16 protein-coding genes and 1 pseudogene are annotated in these 16,012 nt (G+C 64.0%); 8 read left to right on the top strand and 9 right to left on the bottom strand.

Going from position 1 to position 16,012, the window contains the following annotated elements:
* The 5 genes and pseudogenes from K288_RS45495 to K288_RS0114490 all read right to left on the bottom strand — a co-directional run.
* A pseudogene (locus K288_RS45495) lies at window positions 1-250 on the bottom strand (IS5/IS1182 family transposase); the annotation flags it as partial.
* A gap of 48 nt (window positions 251-298) precedes the next feature.
* On the bottom strand, window positions 299-1,045 hold the full coding sequence (locus tag K288_RS0114475; protein WP_027580210.1) for an SDR family NAD(P)-dependent oxidoreductase: 747 nt from the start codon (window positions 1,043-1,045) through the stop codon (window positions 299-301).
* Window positions 1,042-2,283 (bottom strand): ABC transporter substrate-binding protein, encoded by a 1,242-nt coding sequence (locus K288_RS0114480; RefSeq protein ID WP_051334540.1) that lies wholly within the window; start codon window positions 2,281-2,283, stop codon window positions 1,042-1,044. The genes K288_RS0114475 and K288_RS0114480 overlap by 4 nt, the downstream gene beginning before the upstream one ends.
* 86 nt (window positions 2,284-2,369) lie before the next feature.
* Complete coding sequence (locus tag K288_RS0114485) at window positions 2,370-3,176, bottom strand: acetoacetate decarboxylase family protein (protein ID WP_201449682.1); 807 nt, start codon at window positions 3,174-3,176, stop codon at window positions 2,370-2,372.
* 28 nt (window positions 3,177-3,204) lie between these two features.
* The gene (locus tag K288_RS0114490; RefSeq protein WP_027580213.1) at window positions 3,205-4,032 is read right to left on the bottom strand and encodes a phytanoyl-CoA dioxygenase family protein; all 828 of its coding nucleotides are present in this window, start codon (window positions 4,030-4,032) and stop codon (window positions 3,205-3,207) included.
* Window positions 4,033-4,226: 194 nt separating this feature from the next.
* Between K288_RS0114490 and K288_RS0114495 the strand changes: the two genes are divergently transcribed.
* A complete protein-coding gene (locus K288_RS0114495) occupies window positions 4,227-5,009 on the top strand; it encodes an SDR family oxidoreductase (RefSeq protein WP_027580214.1) in 783 nt (260 codons plus the stop codon).
* A 98-nt stretch (window positions 5,010-5,107) separates the two neighbouring features.
* Here K288_RS0114495 and K288_RS0114500 read toward each other — a convergent pair whose 3' ends face one another.
* Window positions 5,108-5,845: an aspartate/glutamate racemase family protein gene (locus K288_RS0114500; protein ID WP_027580215.1), complete on the bottom strand. Its 738-nt coding sequence runs from the start codon at window positions 5,843-5,845 to the stop codon at window positions 5,108-5,110.
* A gap of 156 nt (window positions 5,846-6,001) precedes the next feature.
* On the opposite strand from K288_RS0114500, the gene K288_RS0114505 reads away from it, so the two are divergent.
* Window positions 6,002-6,295 carry a GYD domain-containing protein gene (locus K288_RS0114505; RefSeq protein WP_027580216.1) on the top strand — a complete coding sequence of 98 codons (294 nt, stop codon included), beginning with the start codon at window positions 6,002-6,004 and terminating at the stop codon, window positions 6,293-6,295.
* A gap of 75 nt (window positions 6,296-6,370) precedes the next feature.
* Here K288_RS0114505 and K288_RS0114510 read toward each other — a convergent pair whose 3' ends face one another.
* On the bottom strand, window positions 6,371-7,312 hold the full coding sequence (locus tag K288_RS0114510) for a DUF3280 domain-containing protein (protein ID WP_244443145.1): 942 nt from the start codon (window positions 7,310-7,312) through the stop codon (window positions 6,371-6,373).
* 250 nt (window positions 7,313-7,562) lie between these two features.
* Here K288_RS0114510 and K288_RS0114515 point away from each other — a divergent pair, with 250 nt between their 5' ends.
* Together K288_RS0114515 and K288_RS0114520 are read left to right on the top strand one after the other, a co-directional pair.
* On the top strand, window positions 7,563-8,975 hold the full coding sequence (locus tag K288_RS0114515; RefSeq protein WP_027580218.1) for a histidine kinase: 1,413 nt from the start codon (window positions 7,563-7,565) through the stop codon (window positions 8,973-8,975).
* On the top strand, window positions 8,972-9,634 hold the full coding sequence (locus K288_RS0114520) for a response regulator transcription factor (RefSeq protein WP_027580219.1): 663 nt from the start codon (window positions 8,972-8,974) through the stop codon (window positions 9,632-9,634). The genes K288_RS0114515 and K288_RS0114520 overlap by 4 nt, the downstream gene beginning before the upstream one ends.
* A 29-nt stretch (window positions 9,635-9,663) precedes the next feature.
* Here the strand turns inward: K288_RS0114520 and K288_RS0114525 are convergent, their stop codons facing one another.
* Window positions 9,664-10,344 carry an alpha/beta family hydrolase gene (locus K288_RS0114525; RefSeq protein WP_027580220.1) on the bottom strand — a complete coding sequence of 227 codons (681 nt, stop codon included), beginning with the start codon at window positions 10,342-10,344 and terminating at the stop codon, window positions 9,664-9,666.
* Between the two features lie 306 nt (window positions 10,345-10,650).
* On the opposite strand from K288_RS0114525, the gene ybaL reads away from it, so the two are divergent.
* Window positions 10,651-12,417 carry a YbaL family putative K(+) efflux transporter gene (gene ybaL / locus K288_RS45500; protein WP_043159869.1) on the top strand — a complete coding sequence of 589 codons (1,767 nt, stop codon included), beginning with the start codon at window positions 10,651-10,653 and terminating at the stop codon, window positions 12,415-12,417.
* A gap of 47 nt (window positions 12,418-12,464) precedes the next feature.
* Window positions 12,465-12,944 carry a hypothetical protein gene (locus tag K288_RS0114535; protein WP_027580221.1) on the top strand — a complete coding sequence of 160 codons (480 nt, stop codon included), beginning with the start codon at window positions 12,465-12,467 and terminating at the stop codon, window positions 12,942-12,944.
* An 87-nt stretch (window positions 12,945-13,031) separates the two neighbouring features.
* Here K288_RS0114535 and K288_RS45505 read toward each other — a convergent pair whose 3' ends face one another.
* A complete protein-coding gene (locus K288_RS45505) occupies window positions 13,032-13,952 on the bottom strand; it encodes a LysR substrate-binding domain-containing protein (RefSeq protein WP_043159894.1) in 921 nt (306 codons plus the stop codon).
* Between the two features lie 161 nt (window positions 13,953-14,113).
* Here K288_RS45505 and K288_RS0114545 point away from each other — a divergent pair, with 161 nt between their 5' ends.
* Window positions 14,114-14,788, top strand: coding sequence for an RraA family protein (locus tag K288_RS0114545; RefSeq protein ID WP_027580222.1), 675 nt, complete (start codon window positions 14,114-14,116; stop codon window positions 14,786-14,788).
* 38 nt (window positions 14,789-14,826) lie between these two features.
* The gene (locus K288_RS0114550) at window positions 14,827-16,002 is read left to right on the top strand and encodes an amidohydrolase family protein (protein WP_244443146.1); all 1,176 of its coding nucleotides are present in this window, start codon (window positions 14,827-14,829) and stop codon (window positions 16,000-16,002) included.
* Window positions 16,003-16,012: the final 10 nt, after the last annotated feature.

A 16,012-nucleotide genomic window follows, 5' to 3' on the forward strand; every position in this document is an offset into this window, starting at 1 on the left:
GCCGGGAGGAGTAGATGCCGCTCGCATAGCCGTTGAGCAGCAGCGCCACCATCAGGCGCGGATCGAACGGCGGCTGGCCGAGTGCACTCGTGTAGCTGCTGATAATCTCGGTGAGGTCGAGGCTCTCCCGCACCAGTTCCACGATGAACCGTGACAAGTGGTCCCTCGGTACGAAATCCTGCACGCTGGGCGGCAGAAGCTGCGGCTGATCAATCTTCCAGAGGCGAAAATACTTGCTCATCGCCGCCAATAAAATCAGACTCCCACCCAATTGAACAGGGACTACTCGGACAGGCTCCTAGCCCACCGTCATCCCTCCATCCACGACCCAGGCCGCGCCGTTGACATGCGCGGCGGCGTCGGAAGCGAGAAATGCCACGACTTCAGCGATATTCTCCGGCTTCCCATACGGTGCACCGCCACTGCGGCGTGGCGCGACGGACCGCTCGCGCGCCTGGTCCTCCAGCTCCTGGATCATGCGCGACTCGATCGGACCCGGGAGGATCGCATTGACCCTGATCTTCGTTCCCGTCACCTCCAGTGCCGCAGTGCGGGTGAGGCCAAGCACCGCGTGCTTGGACGCCACATAGCCGGCAAGGCCCGCGCGGCCACGGATCGCCGAGGTCGATGCGGTGTTGACGACCGCGCCGCGACCGCGCGGCATCATCTTCGCCAGCACGTATTTGAGACCGAGGAAGACGCCCTTCACATTGACCTGCAACAGCCGGTCGAATGTATCATCCGGGTATTCGTGCAGCGGCGCGACCACGCCCTCGATCCCGGCATTGTTGGCGAAGATGCCGATCGGACCAAGCTTCTGCTCGATCGTTTCGACGAACGCCGCGGTCTCCGCCGAGCTCGAGACGTCAGCGCGGATAGCGAGCGCCTTGGCGCCGGCCGCCTCAACGAGGCGCGCCGTTGCCGTGGCCGCCGCTTCATCGATATCGACGATCGCGACGGCTGGGCTGGTCCGGGCCAGCGCGAGCGCGATCGCCCTGCCGATGTCGCCGCCACCACCGGTGACGAGCGCTACTTCGCCGTTCATGATTTCAGGAAGTCGCAGCCGCCTTCTTCCAGCGGCCGCCACGCTTCGCTCGGCGGGATGGTCTTGATCAGCTTGTAATAGTCCCAGGGATATTTGGATTCTTCCGGCTTCTTGACCTCGAACAGGTACATGTTGTGCAGCTTGCGGCCATCGGCGCGAACGCTGCCCTTGCCGAACAGGGGATCGTCGGTTGGCAGCTTCTTCATTTCCTGCACCACCGCCTTGCCGTCGCTGGAGGCGCCGAGCGCGTCGACGGCCTTGAGGTAGTGCAGCGTGGCGGCATAAACACCCGCCTGCAGCGCAGTGGGATAGCGGTCGCTGTTGCGCGGTGCGAACCGTTTGGCCCAGGCGCGGGTATCGTCGTTGAGATCCCAGTAGAAGGATTCGGTGAACTGCAGGCCCTGCGCCGTTTTCAGCCCCAGCGAATGCACGTCGCTGAGATAAAGCACGGTCGCGACCACGCGCTGGCCGCCCTGCGGGATGCCGAACTCGACCGACTGCTTGATCGAATTGATGGTGTCGCCGCCGGCATTGATCAGGGCGATCACCTCCGCCTTCGAGCCCTGCGCCTGCAGCAGGAAGGAGGAGAAATCCTGGCTGTTGATCGGCGTGCGCACGCCGCCGACGACCTTGCCGCCGAGTTTCTGCACGACGTTCTTGACGTCCGCCTCCATGGCGTGCCCGAACGCATAGTCTGCGGTCAGCGTGAACCAGGTCTTGCCGCCGCTGCCGACGACCGCCCGCGCAGCGCCCGATGACAGCGCATAGGTGTCATAGGTCCAGTGCACGAGATTTGGCGAGCATGATTTGCCGGTGAGATCGGACGAGGACGCGCCCGACACCAAGAGCGTCTTGTTGTTCTGCTGCACGACGTTGCGCACTGCGAGCGCTACCGAGGAGTTCGGCGCGTCGATGATGGCGTCGACATTGTTGCGGTCGATCCATTCGCGCGCGATGTTGGCGGCGAGATCGGCCTTGTTCATGTGGTCGCCGCTGATGACTTCGATCGGCCTGGTCATCTTGTGCGGTGAGGCCTGAAAATCCTCCACCGCCATCTTCGCCGCCAGCAACGACCCGGGCCCGGTGACGTCGGCATAGAGGCTCGACATGTCCGTGAGCACGCCGAGCCGAAGCGGCCCGGGCTCCTGCGCCTGCGCGCCAAAGCTCGTGATGCCCAATGCCACGCCGCCGAGGCCGGCCAGCAGCCGGCGACGGTTCAATGAAATAGACTTTATCATATCCAAAAAACCTCCCTTGTGTGTCCCGAACTCTCGCTCGGATGTTGGCGCCCGCGCGTGCTTTGCGCGCGGGTCGATGTTGTCGTTCACGGAATCAGGCGCTCGATCAGCCGCCGGTCTTCGACCTCGAAGCCGCCGCCATAGACCTCGGACACCATGAATTGCGCGCCCAGGATCTCCGGCGCAAGATCCGCGATCGGGTCGTATTCGCTCGGATGCAGCGTCATCGAGGCGCGACCGGGCAGCGGCGCAGAATATTTCAGCGGCGTGCGGCGATAGGCGATGTCGGCATAGGCCGTCTCCAGCCGTTCCGGATGCGGCAGGCGGCGGACATGGATTTCGCCGGCGGGCAGTTCGTCGCCGTCGACGATGCGCACGACCGGCGCCGCCGGATCTGGCGTGAAGGAAAAATCGGCGAGCGCAATGCCGCGTCGCCTGACCGATCCGTTGATCGAACCATCCGGCTGCTCATTGAAGGTGTAATGCGCGTCCTTCTTGGTGTAGCCGAACACTTCACGGCCGGCGCAGATGCCCATCGGGTCGCTGCAATACATGAAGATATGCGTCTCGGTGAACAGGCCCTTGTAGCGCACGGGAACGGTGATCATCAGATCGAACATCTGCCCGGCATGCACCGCCAGCGAATGGCCCGGCGACACCATGAAGCGGAACGCGACGCGGTCGCTCGCAATCTCGAACGGGGTGTCGGCGAGCAGGCTCGCCACTTTGCCCGGCGCAACGCGCGTCATGATCTCGACCGTCCGCAACGTGCAGCCCCACTCCACGGGATAGGCCGGCGAGTAAGGCGGATTGACCCCGCTGTTCGGCTTCAACCGGTATTCGCCGAACATGTGACGCCGGGGGTCGTTGGGGTCGGTAATCAGGTCGGTCATCTGGGCTTGCTCTCCATCGACGGCATGCTCATCGCATGGCGCTCGCTTGCGTATTCCGCATCAAGACCTTCTGCTGGTCGCCCATGACATGAGCGTGGAAGGCAATCGCGGCGTCGGACAGGTCGCTTTCCGGGGCGTATTCCGGCGCGAAGTTGCTGTAGCGGTCGACGCCACGCACCAGCGTGGCGCTGTCGTTCGTTCCCACGACCTGCCGCACATGGGTCGGCAGATAGCGGATCGCAAAGCCGATCCGGCGTTTCGCCGAAGGGTTCGGATCGCTGCCATGGATCAGGCGGACGTGGTGCAGCGACATCTCGCCGGGCTGCAGCTGCAGCATCACGGCCTTGCTCTCGTCGACGTCGACGGCGATCTCCTGCCCGCGCGTCAGCAGGTTGTCGGCGGCAAAGGTGTCGCGGTGGGCGACCTGCTCCAGCGTCTGGGTGTCGGGAATGACGCGCATGGCGCCATTCTCGGCGGTGCTCTCGGAGAGCGCGACCCATGCGGTGACGATATCGGCGGGATCGAGCCCCCAATAGGTCGAGTCCTGATGCCAGGAGACGAAGCCTGGGTCTCGGGCCTCCTTGATGAAGAACGAGGAACTCCAGCAGAGGATGTCGGGGCCGATCACGCTCTCGACCGCGTCGAGAATGGCCGGATGGCGGATCAGACCGTCGAGCCAGGTGAACAGCAGATGGCTCTTGTGCCGCATCGATCCCTTGAGCAGGCCTTGCGCGGCCTCGTGCGCCTCCAGCTTTCTGCGCACGCCTTCGACCTCGGCCGCCGACATAACCCTGATCGGGGCGTAATAACCGTGCTCGCGGTAGTGGGCGACTGCAGCTTCGGGCAGAAGGGCCATGGTTTCCTCATTTCATATATGATTACTTATTTGCATATATGAAATCAGATTTCAAACCCGAGTCAAGTCGCAGGGCCGGTTCCGCTGGTCCTGATTGCGTCCGAATCGGGGCTAAACGCGCCACCCAGAAAGCGGTTGCCAGTGGCGTCGGGCGGCGAAAAGATGGAGTCAAACCGAAAAGGGGGTGCTCCGTCGTGCAAGTGAAAGACAAGGTCTGCGTCGTGACCGGAGCGGCTGGCGGTATCGGCGAGGCGGTGGCGCGGGCCTATGCCGAAGCCGGCGCCCGCGGTGTCGTCGTCGCCGATCTCAAGACCACGCGCGAGCGGCTCGCCAGCGTCGCCGGCGATATCGACGGGCTGGCGGTGACCGCCGATGTCGGTCTGGAAGACGACATCAAGGCGCTGGTCGCGGCGGCGGAAGCCAAATACGGCCCGGTCGACATCTTCTTCTCCAATGCCGGGCTGTCGCGCAAGGGACAGGAGACAGCCTCCGATGCCGACTGGGACGTGAGCTGGCGCGTACATGTGATGAGCCATGTGTTCGCGGCGCGGGCGCTGGTGCCCGGCATGCTCGCACGCGGCTCCGGCTATCTGCTCAACACGGCGTCGGCCGCGGGGCTTTTGGCCTCGCTGAACTCGATGCCGTATGGCGTGACCAAGAATGCCGCGGTCGCGCTCGCCGAGCATCTTGCCATCCAGTACGGCGACCGTGGCATCCGCGTTTCCGTGCTGTGCCCGCAGTCGGTGCAGACAGGCATGACCACGCCTGGCCCGAGCGCGGCACGGGTCGATGGCGTGATGCGGCCGGGTGAAGTCGCACGTATCGTTATCGAGGCGATGGAGGAAGAGCGCTTCCTGATCCTGTCGCATCCGCAGGTGCAGGAATACATCCAGCGGAAAGCGTCCAATCGCGACCGCTGGCTAGCTGGGATGCGCCGCTTGCGCGACCGGATCTACGGCGCGCCCGCTTCAGTGTAGACGCCCTTTCCGTCATTGCGAGCAAAGCGAAGCAATCCATCGCGCCACTCGCGGAGATATGGATTGCTTCGTCGCTGCCGCTCCACGCAATGACGGGCTCATACGCCCTTCGGCGCGAATTCTTTGAGTGAGCCCGTGTAGCTCTTCGCACCCGGAAGCGCGTAGGCGCCGCGGCGCGAAGTGGTCAGCTTCAGGCCGACCAGCGCCTCGGCCTGCTTCACCGCGGCGGCGACGCCATCGATGACGGGTACGCCGAATTTCCGCGACAGCGCGGCGGAAAGATCGGCCATGCCGGCGCAGCCCAGCACGATCGCCTCCGCGCCCTTGTCCAGCGCCAGTTCGATCTCGGCGCAAAGCTTTTCCTCCGCGCCCGTGCCTGGCTTCTCCAGATCGAGCACCGCGACGTTGCATGCCGTCACCGAGACACGTTCGGCAAATCCATAGCGACGCACCAGTTCTTGCAGCGGTACGACCGAGCGCGGCAGCGTGGTGACGACCGCGATGCGCTTTGCGAGCTGGCCGGCGGTGACCAGCGCCGCCTCGCAAATGCCGACCACCGGGAATGGCGCCGCCGACCGCGCCGCATCCAATCCCGTGTCGTCGAAGCAGGCGATGATCCCGGCGTCAGCGTCCTGCGCGCTGAGCAGCGCCTGGATCAGGCCGGGGACCGCGAACGCCTCGTCGTAATATCCCTCGATCGAGACCGGCCCCATCGCCGAGGTGACGGCCACAATCTCGGTGCCGGGAGATGCAACCGCGCGCGCCGCGGCCGCGATGGTCTCGGTCATCGTGACGGTGGTGTTGGGATTGACGATCAGGATTCGTGTCGGTGCCATGGCTCCATCGTAGCCGGGATGAAGCCGGCTGGCAAAATTGGTCACGTCCCATGACCTTCCTCAAGGACTCTGTGGCCGCATGCGGGCCGCTGTGGCATGCTTGGCGCGACTTCCTCATGCCAAGTTGCACAGGGTCCTAACCTAAGGAGGACAGCCATGGTAACTTATGTCGTGCTGGCGAAGTTCACCGATCAGGGAATCCGCAACGCCAAGGACTCTCCGAAGCGAGCGGAAGCTTTCAAGGAAATGGCGAAGACGTTCGGCGTGACGGTGAAGGAGATCGTCTGGACACAGGGCCGATATGATGTCGTGACCTTCATCGAGGCGCCGGATGAATCATCCGCCATGTCGCTCAGTCTGAGCCTCGGCGCGCTCGGCAATGTTCGCAGCGAAACGCTGCGTGCGTATTCGGCGGCTGAGATGACAAAGATCGTCGGCAAGATGCTCTGACGATCGCTGCTGCTACAGGGCGCCTTGCTCGGCCCATCGGTCGCGATTCCGAGCAAGGCGGGGACGCGCAGCGACCTACTGCTGGGCCTGGTTCTCGAGTAGATGATCCTTGACGAGGCGAACGGCGCCCCGCCGCCACGAGTAGTCGGCGCCCATGCGAAGCCCGCTGTCGGCCCGCGAGACAACGGTGCCGGTCCGGGAGTCGCGGACTTGAAATCCGATCGTGTATTCGGTGCGGCTGACCCGCCTCACCACGCCAATCAACGATTGGTCCGCGCCGAGCTTCAGGGCGACGCCGGCCTCGCAGCCGCCGCAGTCGCGCAGCGAGTGTGTCTTGACCGCTTCCCCATTCGCGCCGCTGGTCTCGATCACGCGGTAACGGCCCGATTGCGTGAACAGTTCGCGCACGCCGCTCGTGACATCGGCCAATTGTGCCGCATCCGAAGCCGCGATGCCGCTTGCCGGAGCGGCCGCGGTGGTATCTTCCAGTTCGAAGTCGAATACCGCAAGCTCGATCGGCGCGGACGCAGCCGCCGGAGATGCGGCTAGCTGCGCCGCCAGCGCCGCGCGGACGTCCCGGGACAGGAAGCTCTCGGCGCGATCCCACGCCTCGTCATTGTCACCTCGAAACGAGTAGCGCCTTTCGAACAGGAGCCGCTTGGTGCCGATGTCGATGACCGCCGTGCTTGCAAACTGGACCAGGGTGCTCATCTTCTGCACCGCGCCGGTGATCAGGACATTGGCGCCGCCTTGCGCGGCGGCTTGCATGCGCTCGGCCGCCGTGGCGCGATCGTCCGTCGAGGGCGGGACAAGGCGGTAGCGTGGGTCCGCCTCGACGTCTCGTCTCAGCGCGGCCATGAACGCCTGCAGGCGCTTTTGATGGGCCGCGGTCTGATCGATCGGCTCGCCCGAGGTGTCGAGATAGCCGAATTCTTCAATCGTGACACCCAGGGTCCGGGCTGCGGGCGCGCCGGTATCGGCACTGGCGGAACCCGAACTCAGCAAGAGCCCAAGCATGGCAACGGCAAGCAAACCAAGACAGGATCGGCGCATCGGCGGACCTTTCAGCAATCATGCGGGGCTTCCAGGCTATGTCGACCGGGTCTACCCCCGAAGCTGAGCGCCTCCCGGCGAGAGCCGGGAAAATTTCACGACGTCATTTTCGGGCCGCGGGCAACGCTTTCCGCCGGTTGCATTCTGCCGTTAAATGTACGGCTCCCGCTCGTAGACCGGGAGTCCAAAGTCATCCGCGAGGGGTATCCGCAAGATGTGGAACCACAGGAGCGATCTGAAGGTGCGGCTGACGCTGCGCGTTGCGGCCGTATCGGCCCTCTGCTTTGCCGCCATCTCGGCCTATTTCCTGATCGAGGCGGACAGATCCGTGCGCGCGAGAATCAATGCGATCGCCGACGTCGCGGCAAAGACGCTGGAGCTGCAGCAAAAAAAGGTCCAGTGGGTGAATAATCCGCGGTCCGAATTTCCCGACCTCGACAACGTCGCGACGGCGGTCATAACGCCCGGTCTCTGTCTTGCGTTTCGCGCAAGCGACGGCGATATCCAGCAGCGCTTTTGTGGCGGCGCGCCGAACGAGGAGGGCGCTCCGCCCCAAATATTCGCAGCATTCTATCGCAGCCTGTTTGATCCCGGCCGCGAGGCCACGCGACCGGTGATTTCGCGCGGCACCACCATCGGCGAAGCCGTCGTCTGGGTTGATCCGGGCGTGCTCACCGCCGAGGCCTGGCACGAAGCGGGTCGCCTGATGATCGTGCTCGCGATCGCGCTGCCGCTATTGTGCGCGCTGGTCTATGCGGCCCTTGCGCGCGCGCTACGTCCGGCGCGGTTGATCCGGAGCGGTCTCGAGCGGATCGCCGCCGGCGACCTCACCGCGCGTCTGCCGCCGTTCGATCTTGCCGAGCTTTCGACCATCCGCGACGTGTTCAATCACCTTGCGGAAAGCCTCGGCACGGCGCTCGCCGAGCGTAGCGAGTTGACCCGCAGGCTGATCGCGCTGCAGGACGAGGAGCGTCGGCATCTGGCGCGGGAGCTGCACGACGAATTCGGGCAGTCGCTCACCGCGATACGCGCGCTGGCGGCATCGGCCCGCCATACCGCGGGACAGGATTGTCCCGCGATGCTCGCCGAATGCGACGGCATAGCGCGGATTGCGACCGACATGATGGAGACGCTGCGCGGCGCGCTGTTCCGATTGCGTCCGCCTGACGTCGAGGAACTTGGTTTGGCCGCGAGCCTGGAAGGGCTGGTCGCTGGCTGGAACGGGCGTAGCCGGGGACGACCCCGTTTCGAGATCGCCTTTTCCGGCACGTTCGAGAATATGCCTGCGGCCGTCAGCGCCAATCTCTACCGCATCGTGCAGGAAGCGCTCACCAATGCGGCCAAGCATGCGGGCGCGACGCGGGTCGTGCTGCGACTGAGGACGCGTGAGGCCGATGTCTCCCCGAACGACGGCGCTACAATCGAGCTCGACATCGAGGATGACGGCCGGCTCGGCGATCCCGCAGCGAAATCCGGAATGGGTTTGCTCGGGATGCGTGAACGCGTCGCCGCATTGGGCGGGCGGTTGAGCTTTGAGGCCAAACAGGACGGTGGCTCTGCCCTGCATGTCGTCATTCCCTTCGCGCCGTCCGGACAGCACGGCGTTGCCCTGGAGTGCGCGGCATGAATGGCAGCGGCCACGCCATCATGCTGGTCGACGATCACTCGGTCGTTCGCGAGGGCTATCGCTCGGTGCTGCAGAAGCAGCCGGGATTGCGCGTCGTTGCCGAAGCGTCCGATGGCGCCGAGGCCTATCGGCTGTTCAAGGCCACCGAGCCCGACCTTGTCATCATGGATCTGAGCATGCACGGCATCGGCGGCATCGAGGCGATCAGGCGCATTCGGCAATGGGACAAGCGCGCCAGGATCCTCGTGTTCACGATGCACCAGAATGCGGCCTTTGCCGTGCAGGCGATCCGTGCCGGCGCCAGCGGCTATGTCACCAAGACGAGCCCGCCCGAAACGCTCGTGCATGCCGTGATGGATGTTTTGGCCGGAAAGATCGCCATCAGTCCTGACATCGATCATGAACTTGCGCTCAGCCGGCTTGCCGGCGAAGCCGCCGCCGCGGATGTCCTCTCCGCACGCGAATTCGAAGTGTTGCGGATGCTGCTTGCCGAGCGGACGACCGAGGAAATCGCCGAGGCGCTTCACATCAGTCCCAAGACGGTGGCGAACCTGCACTCCCTCATCAAGGACAAGCTCGGCGTCGGCTCGGATATCGAGCTCGTCCGGCTTGCGCTGCGGCAGGGGATATTGACGCAGATCGATCTCGGGCAGGCGTGAAGGGGCCGCTCACTCTCATCACCGAGCCGTCAAAGGATCGAATTCACCCACGCCGCGAATGCATCGAGCACCTCGTCCATCACCTCGCGGTCGTTGCGGCCCGAACGGACCAGCACATGGAAGGAATGATCGGCTTCCTTCACCAGATGCAGCGTCGCCGATGATCCGAGCTCCTTGACCACCGGCTCGAGCAGCTTCAACTCAGCCAGCGCATCGCGCGTGCCTTGCAGAAACAGCATCGGGATTTTGATATCCGCGAGATGCTTTGCCCGCTCAGTGGATGGCTTTCCGGCGAGATGCAGCGGGAAGGCGAGAAACGCCAGGCCGCGCACGCCGGCAAGCGGCTTGATTGCCTGCGCTTGTGACGTCATCCGCCCGCCGAAGGATTTTCCGCCGGCAAAGAGCGGCAGGCCGGCGCACCGCTCTGCGGCTTCTGCCACGGCAGCGCGCACGGTGGCATGCGCAATCGCGGGCGGATCGGGCCGCTTGCTGCCTTTCTCCATGTAAAGGAACTGGTAACGCAACGTCGCGATGCCGCGTGCGGCGAGTCCGGTGGCGATCACTTCCATCGAGGCATGCGTCATGCCGGCGCCGGCGCCGTGGGCAAACACGTAAGTGGCGCGCGCCTGCGGTGGACGAAGCAGCAGCGCTGACACCGCGCCGGCATGTCCGATCTCGATCTTGAGGGACTGCGTATCTGTGGCTTGCATCATCCCACTCTGTGACGTGCTTTGGTTGGATCAGTCCTGCCGCATGTTCATTCACCTCTCCCGCTTGCGGGGGAGGTCGGCGCGTAAGCGCCGGGTGGGGGCTGTCTCCACTCAAAGAGTGTCAATCGCGGAGGCAGCCCCCACCCCAGCCCTCCCCCGCAAGCGGGAGAGGGAGCGCAGTTGTGGCGTGGATGCAGCGCCGTCTCATCAGGTGCAGACTGCGCCAATCAACGCAAGCAGCAAGTGCGACATGCCGCCACAAAGGGTGCGCGGGACATCGGCGGCAGATTGTGCCAAAAGCTGAAAATGCTGCATGATACGCCACTTATCGCGACCATCGTTGCAGGGCTTGGACTGGCTTTTGTGTTCGGTGCCCTCGCCCAGCGGTTCCGCCTTCCACCGTTGGTCGGCTATCTGCTCGCGGGAGTTGCGGCCGGCCCCTTTACGCCCGGCTTCGTCGCGGACCAGTCGCTGGCAACCGAGCTGGCGGAACTCGGCATCATCCTGCTGATGTTCGGGGTGGGCCTGCATTTCTCTCTCAACGATCTCCTGTCTGTCCGCGCCATCGCGCTACCCGGCGCCGTCGTCCAGATCGCCGTCGCAACGTTGATGGGCCTGGCGCTTGCCCTGGCCATGGGATGGTCGGTCGGGGCGGGGCTCGTGTTCGGGCTGGCATTGTCGGTCGCCAGCACGGTCGTGCTGCTTCGTGCGATGCAGGAGCGCCGGTTGATGGATACCGACCGCGGCAAGATCGCCGTCGGCTGGCTGATCGTGGAAGATCTGGCGATGGTGCTCGCGCTGGTGCTGCTTCCGGCACTTGCGAGCGTGCTCGGCGGAAATGGCGATGCGCAGACCGCCGGTCCGCTTGCGGCGCGCCTTGGTCTTGGGCTCACGGGCACATTGTTGCTCACGGTCGCCAAGGTCGGTCTGTTCATCGCCCTGATGCTGGTGGTGGGACGCAGGCTCATCCCCTGGATCCTGCACTACGTTGCGCATACCGGTTCGCGGGAGCTGTTCCGGCTTGCCGTGCTGGCGATCGCGCTCGGCGTTGCATTCGGCGCGACCAAGCTGTTCGACGTTTCGCTCGCGCTCGGCGCCTTCTTCGCCGGGATGATGCTGACGGAATCCCCACTCAGCCAGCGCGCCGCGCAGGAGTCGCTGCCGCTGCGGGATGCCTTTGCGGTGCTGTTCTTCGTTTCCGTCGGCATGCTGTTCGATCCGATGAGCGTGATCCGCGAACCGTGGCCCCTGATCGCCACGCTCTTCATCATCATCATCGGAAAATCCGTTGCGGCCTTCCTGATCGTGCTGGCGTTCCGGCATCCGGTCTCTACGGCACTGACGATCTCCGCCAGTCTCGCTCAGATCGGAGAGTTCTCCTTCATCCTGGCGGCGATCGGCGTCGCAACCGATCTGCTGCCGAAGGAGGGGCGCGACCTGATCCTGGCCGGATCGATCCTCTCGATCATGCTCAATCCGCTGATCTTCGCAGGCGTCGACTGGCTGATACCGCGCCTCGATCCGGGGCGGGCGTCGCCGAAGACAGCCGCTCCTGCCACCCGCGAACCGATCCCGGTTACGAGCCTGTCCGATCACGCGATACTGATAGGTTATGGCCGGGTCGGGAACATCGTCGGCAGCGCCATGAGGGAGGCGGGTCAACCGTTCTTCGTCATCGAAGATGCGGATGCGATCGTCGCCGGGCTCAAGCAGAAGGGTATCGAGGCGATCATGGGCAATGCGGCCCGCGCCGACGTGCTCGCTGCCGCCAATCCATCCGCGGCCCGATATCTGGTGATCGCGATTCCAGAGGCATTCGAAGCCGGGCAGATCGTTCAGCAGGCGCGCGCCGCCAATCCGCAGATCCGGATCATCGCCCGCGCGCATTCGGATGCCGAGGTCGAGCATCTCACGCGACTGGGTGCGGATACCGTTATCATGGGCGAGCGCGAGATTGCACGGGCGATGATCGAAAGCCTGCAGCGTGAGCCGCAAAGGCGGCAGGTGGAACCGCAGGACGACCCGAATGTGATCGCTCTGCACGGTGTTCCAAAAGTGCCGGCAGATCGCTAGTATACCGCGGGTGCGTGTGGGGACGCAGGCGGTAGAAGAGGGTCAGAATGGGCGCGAGGTCTCTGGCGGAACTGAAGCGGATCATCGAAGGCGAATCGATCGATGGGATCCACTTGTTGAACAGTCCGCACGACAACCCGATCTGTTCGCTCTCTTATGATGAAAACATTCCCTGCATCGCGGTCGTATGGCGGAAATACGCGACCAGCGCCCAGCTTCGCTTCGTTCATGAGATCATCCTGAACATGCTCACGCAGCATGCCGCCGACAGGATCCTGGGCGATGATTCGGACCTGCCGATCGTCCACGCCGAAGATCAGAGGTGGATCGTGGAAGATTGGCTGCCGCGGGCGCGCGCGGCGGGTCTAAAGGCCGTCGCTACTGCCGTGTCGCTGACCTTCTTTGGCAAGGTCTCGATCGGGAGCATCCATTCGAAATTGGCCAAAGAGATTGCGATCAAGGATTTTCACAACATCCACTCGGCCCGTATGTGGCTCGGCGGCCTGAGCCCGCAGCAGCTCGCATGAGCTTCCTCCGAGATGCCCTTCCTCTGCCGAGACCCAACGAAGCGGGGCGATGTTCCCTTGCTTTGCTTTGGCGTATTGGCTGACCGTCTACGGCACCAGTTGCGGCGCATCGGCACCACCGAGATTGCAGGCGACTTCGACGAAGCGCTGCATGAGCGGCGGCATGTTACGATCGCGCATCGCGATCATGAGCCAGCTTTCCGCGTCGACGCCCGCAATAGGACGGCTGGAGACGCCCGGTATCGCCATGCACCTATAGCATTCCGGTAGCACGGCAATGCCGAGCCCAGCGGAAACGAGGCCGAGCACGGTGTTGAGCTCGCGCGCTTCCTGCTCGATGCGCGGCGCGAATCCGGCCGCGCCGCACAGCGTCATCAAATGTTCATGCATGCCGCAATTGACCACGGGCTCGACTCCGACGAACGGTTGGTCGACCAGCTCGGTCATCTCGACCGGTGCGGCGGAGCTGGCAAGCGAATGGCTCGATGGAAAGAACAGCCGCGACCGGTCGCGCCACAGCGGCACCAGCCTGATGCTCCGATTCTGCTGCAGCATGGCGGGCGGCCGCAGGATGCCGAAATCGATCTGGTCGTCGGCGAGTGCCGCGAATTGCGAGCCGGTTCCCAGATGCTGCAGTTCAATCTGCACGTCGGGGTAACGGTTGCGGAATGCACGCAACATCTGCGCGAAGGCTTCGCGCATCGGGACCGAACTGGTAAAGGCGAGCCGGATGGTGCCCGCTTCGCCACGGCCGGCGCGCCGCACCGCCTCGGTGGTCTGCTCGAGCAGCCTCACTGCGCGCCGCGCATTGTCGAGCAACACCTCGCCGGCCGGGGTGAGCTCAACCTTGTGCCGATCGCGGCTGAACAGCATTGTTCCCACCTCGGCCTCGATCGCCTTGATCTGGGTGCTGAGCGGTGGCTGGCTGATGTTCAGCCGTCTGGCGGCACGGCTGAAGCTGAGCTCTTCGGCCACGGCAATGAAATAGCGAAGCTGGCGATAATCCATCTTCTTATAGTCAAAACGTATAGCCGGGCTGTCAATATCATATTGGACGCAATAGCCGGTGGCGCCTATCACGGCAGAAAGCGCGAATAATCCAAGGAAACCCGCGTCGCTCGCAGGTTCTGAGCGGCGCATTCAGCCGAAGTGGCAAGGGAGGCGAGGCGATGATTGGATTCCAGATTTGCAAACGCACGCGCAAGATTGATGCCGACACTGTCGCGAAATTCCGCGAGCTGCCGGTCGCCAATATCAGCGATTCCATGTCGCGGATGACCGCGGGCGGCGCGGCGCTGCGGCCGGTTCACAAGGAGGGCGTGCTCGCAGGTCCAGCCTTCACGGTGAAGACGCGCCCCGGCGACAATCTGATGGTGCACAAGGCGATCGACATCGCCGAGCCCGGTGACGTCATTGTGGTCGACGGCGGCGGCGATCTCACCAATTCCCTGATCGGCGAGATGATGGCGGCGCAGGCCGAGCGGCGCGGCATCGCCGGCATCGTCATCTATGGCGCGATCCGCGACTACGACACGCTCCATGCCGGCACGTTCCCGGTCTATGCCGCCGGCGTCACCCATCGCGGGCCCTACAAGGACGGTCCCGGCGAGATCAACGTGCCGATCGCGATCGATGGCATGGTGATTGCGCCTGGTGATCTGGTTGTTGGCGACGGCGACGGCATCGTCTGTGTGCCCTTCGATGTCACGGCCGAGGTGCTGAAGGCGACTGAGGCCAAGCACCAGGCCGAGATCAAGCAGCTGGCCTTGATCAAGGAGGGCAAGCTCGACCGCTCCTGGGTCGACGCCACGCTGACCAGGCTTGGTTGCAACATTGACGTTTGATCGCGACGTCGGACGCGACGTTCGCAAGGGAGTGTGCCGTGTTTGCTTTTTCCGGATCGATCCACGCCAATAGCTGTTCGTGTTGCGGCGGCCCGCTGGTTTTCCAGGCCATGATGGCTTCGGGTAGGTCTTTTTCGCCTCCAATCAATATCGAGGCCACGGAAGGATTGCGGCGCGCGCAGGCTGCCGGCGGACCGATCATCGACTGCCACGGCCACTACACCACGGAGCCGCAGGCGCTGCTCGACTGGCGCAAGCGGCAGATCGCGGCGATCGCCGATCGCTCGCAGATGCCCTCGGTCGATGAGCTCAAGGTCGGCGACGACGAGTTGCAGCAATCGGTCGAAGGCGCGCAACTCCGGCTGCAGCGCGAGCGCGGCACGTCGGTGACGCTGTTCTCACCGCGGGCCTCCGGCATGAGCCATCACATCGGCGACGCTGCGGTCAGCGAGGCCTGGTCGCGAGTTTCGAACGACCTGATCTATCGGCTGACAAAACTCTACCCGAAGAATTTCATCGGCGTCTGCCAGTTGCCGCAGTCGCCGGGCGTCGAACCGAAAAACTGCATCACTGAGCTGACGCGATGTGTCGAGGAACTCGGCTTCGTCGGCTGCAACCTCAACCCGGACCCGAGCGGCGGCTACTGGAAGGATCCGCCCCTGACCGACCGCTGGTGGTATCCGCTCTATGAGAAGATGGTCGAGCTCGACGTGCCCGCGATGATCCACGTCAGCGCCGCCGCCAATCCGGTCTTCCACACCACCGGCAGCCATTACATCAATGGCGACACCACCGCTTTCATGCAGTTCCTGATGTCGGATCTGTTCAAGGAGTTTCCGACGTTGAAACTGATCATTCCACATGGCGGCGGTGCAATTCCCTATCACTGGGGTCGCTACCGCGGCATAGCGCAGGACCAGAAGCGGCCGCCATTGTCCGAATGCATGCTCAAGAATGTGTTCTTCGACACCTGCGTCTATCACCAGCCCGGCATCGACCTGCTGACGCAGGTGATCCCGGCGGAGAACATCTTGTTTGCTTCAGAGATGGTCGGCGCGGTGAAGGGCATCGATCCCGAGACCGGCTTCAACTATGACGACACGCGCCGCTATATCGATAACTCGACGCTGCTGACCGCGGAGCAAAAGCGCGCGATCTTCGTCGGCAATGCGCGGCGCGTGTACAGCCGCATTCCCGCGGACATCTTCAATTGAGAGGGGAGCG

The sequence above is a fragment of the Bradyrhizobium sp. Ai1a-2 genome, from assembly GCF_000426245.1.
Classification (GTDB): Bacteria; Pseudomonadota; Alphaproteobacteria; order Rhizobiales; family Xanthobacteraceae; genus Bradyrhizobium.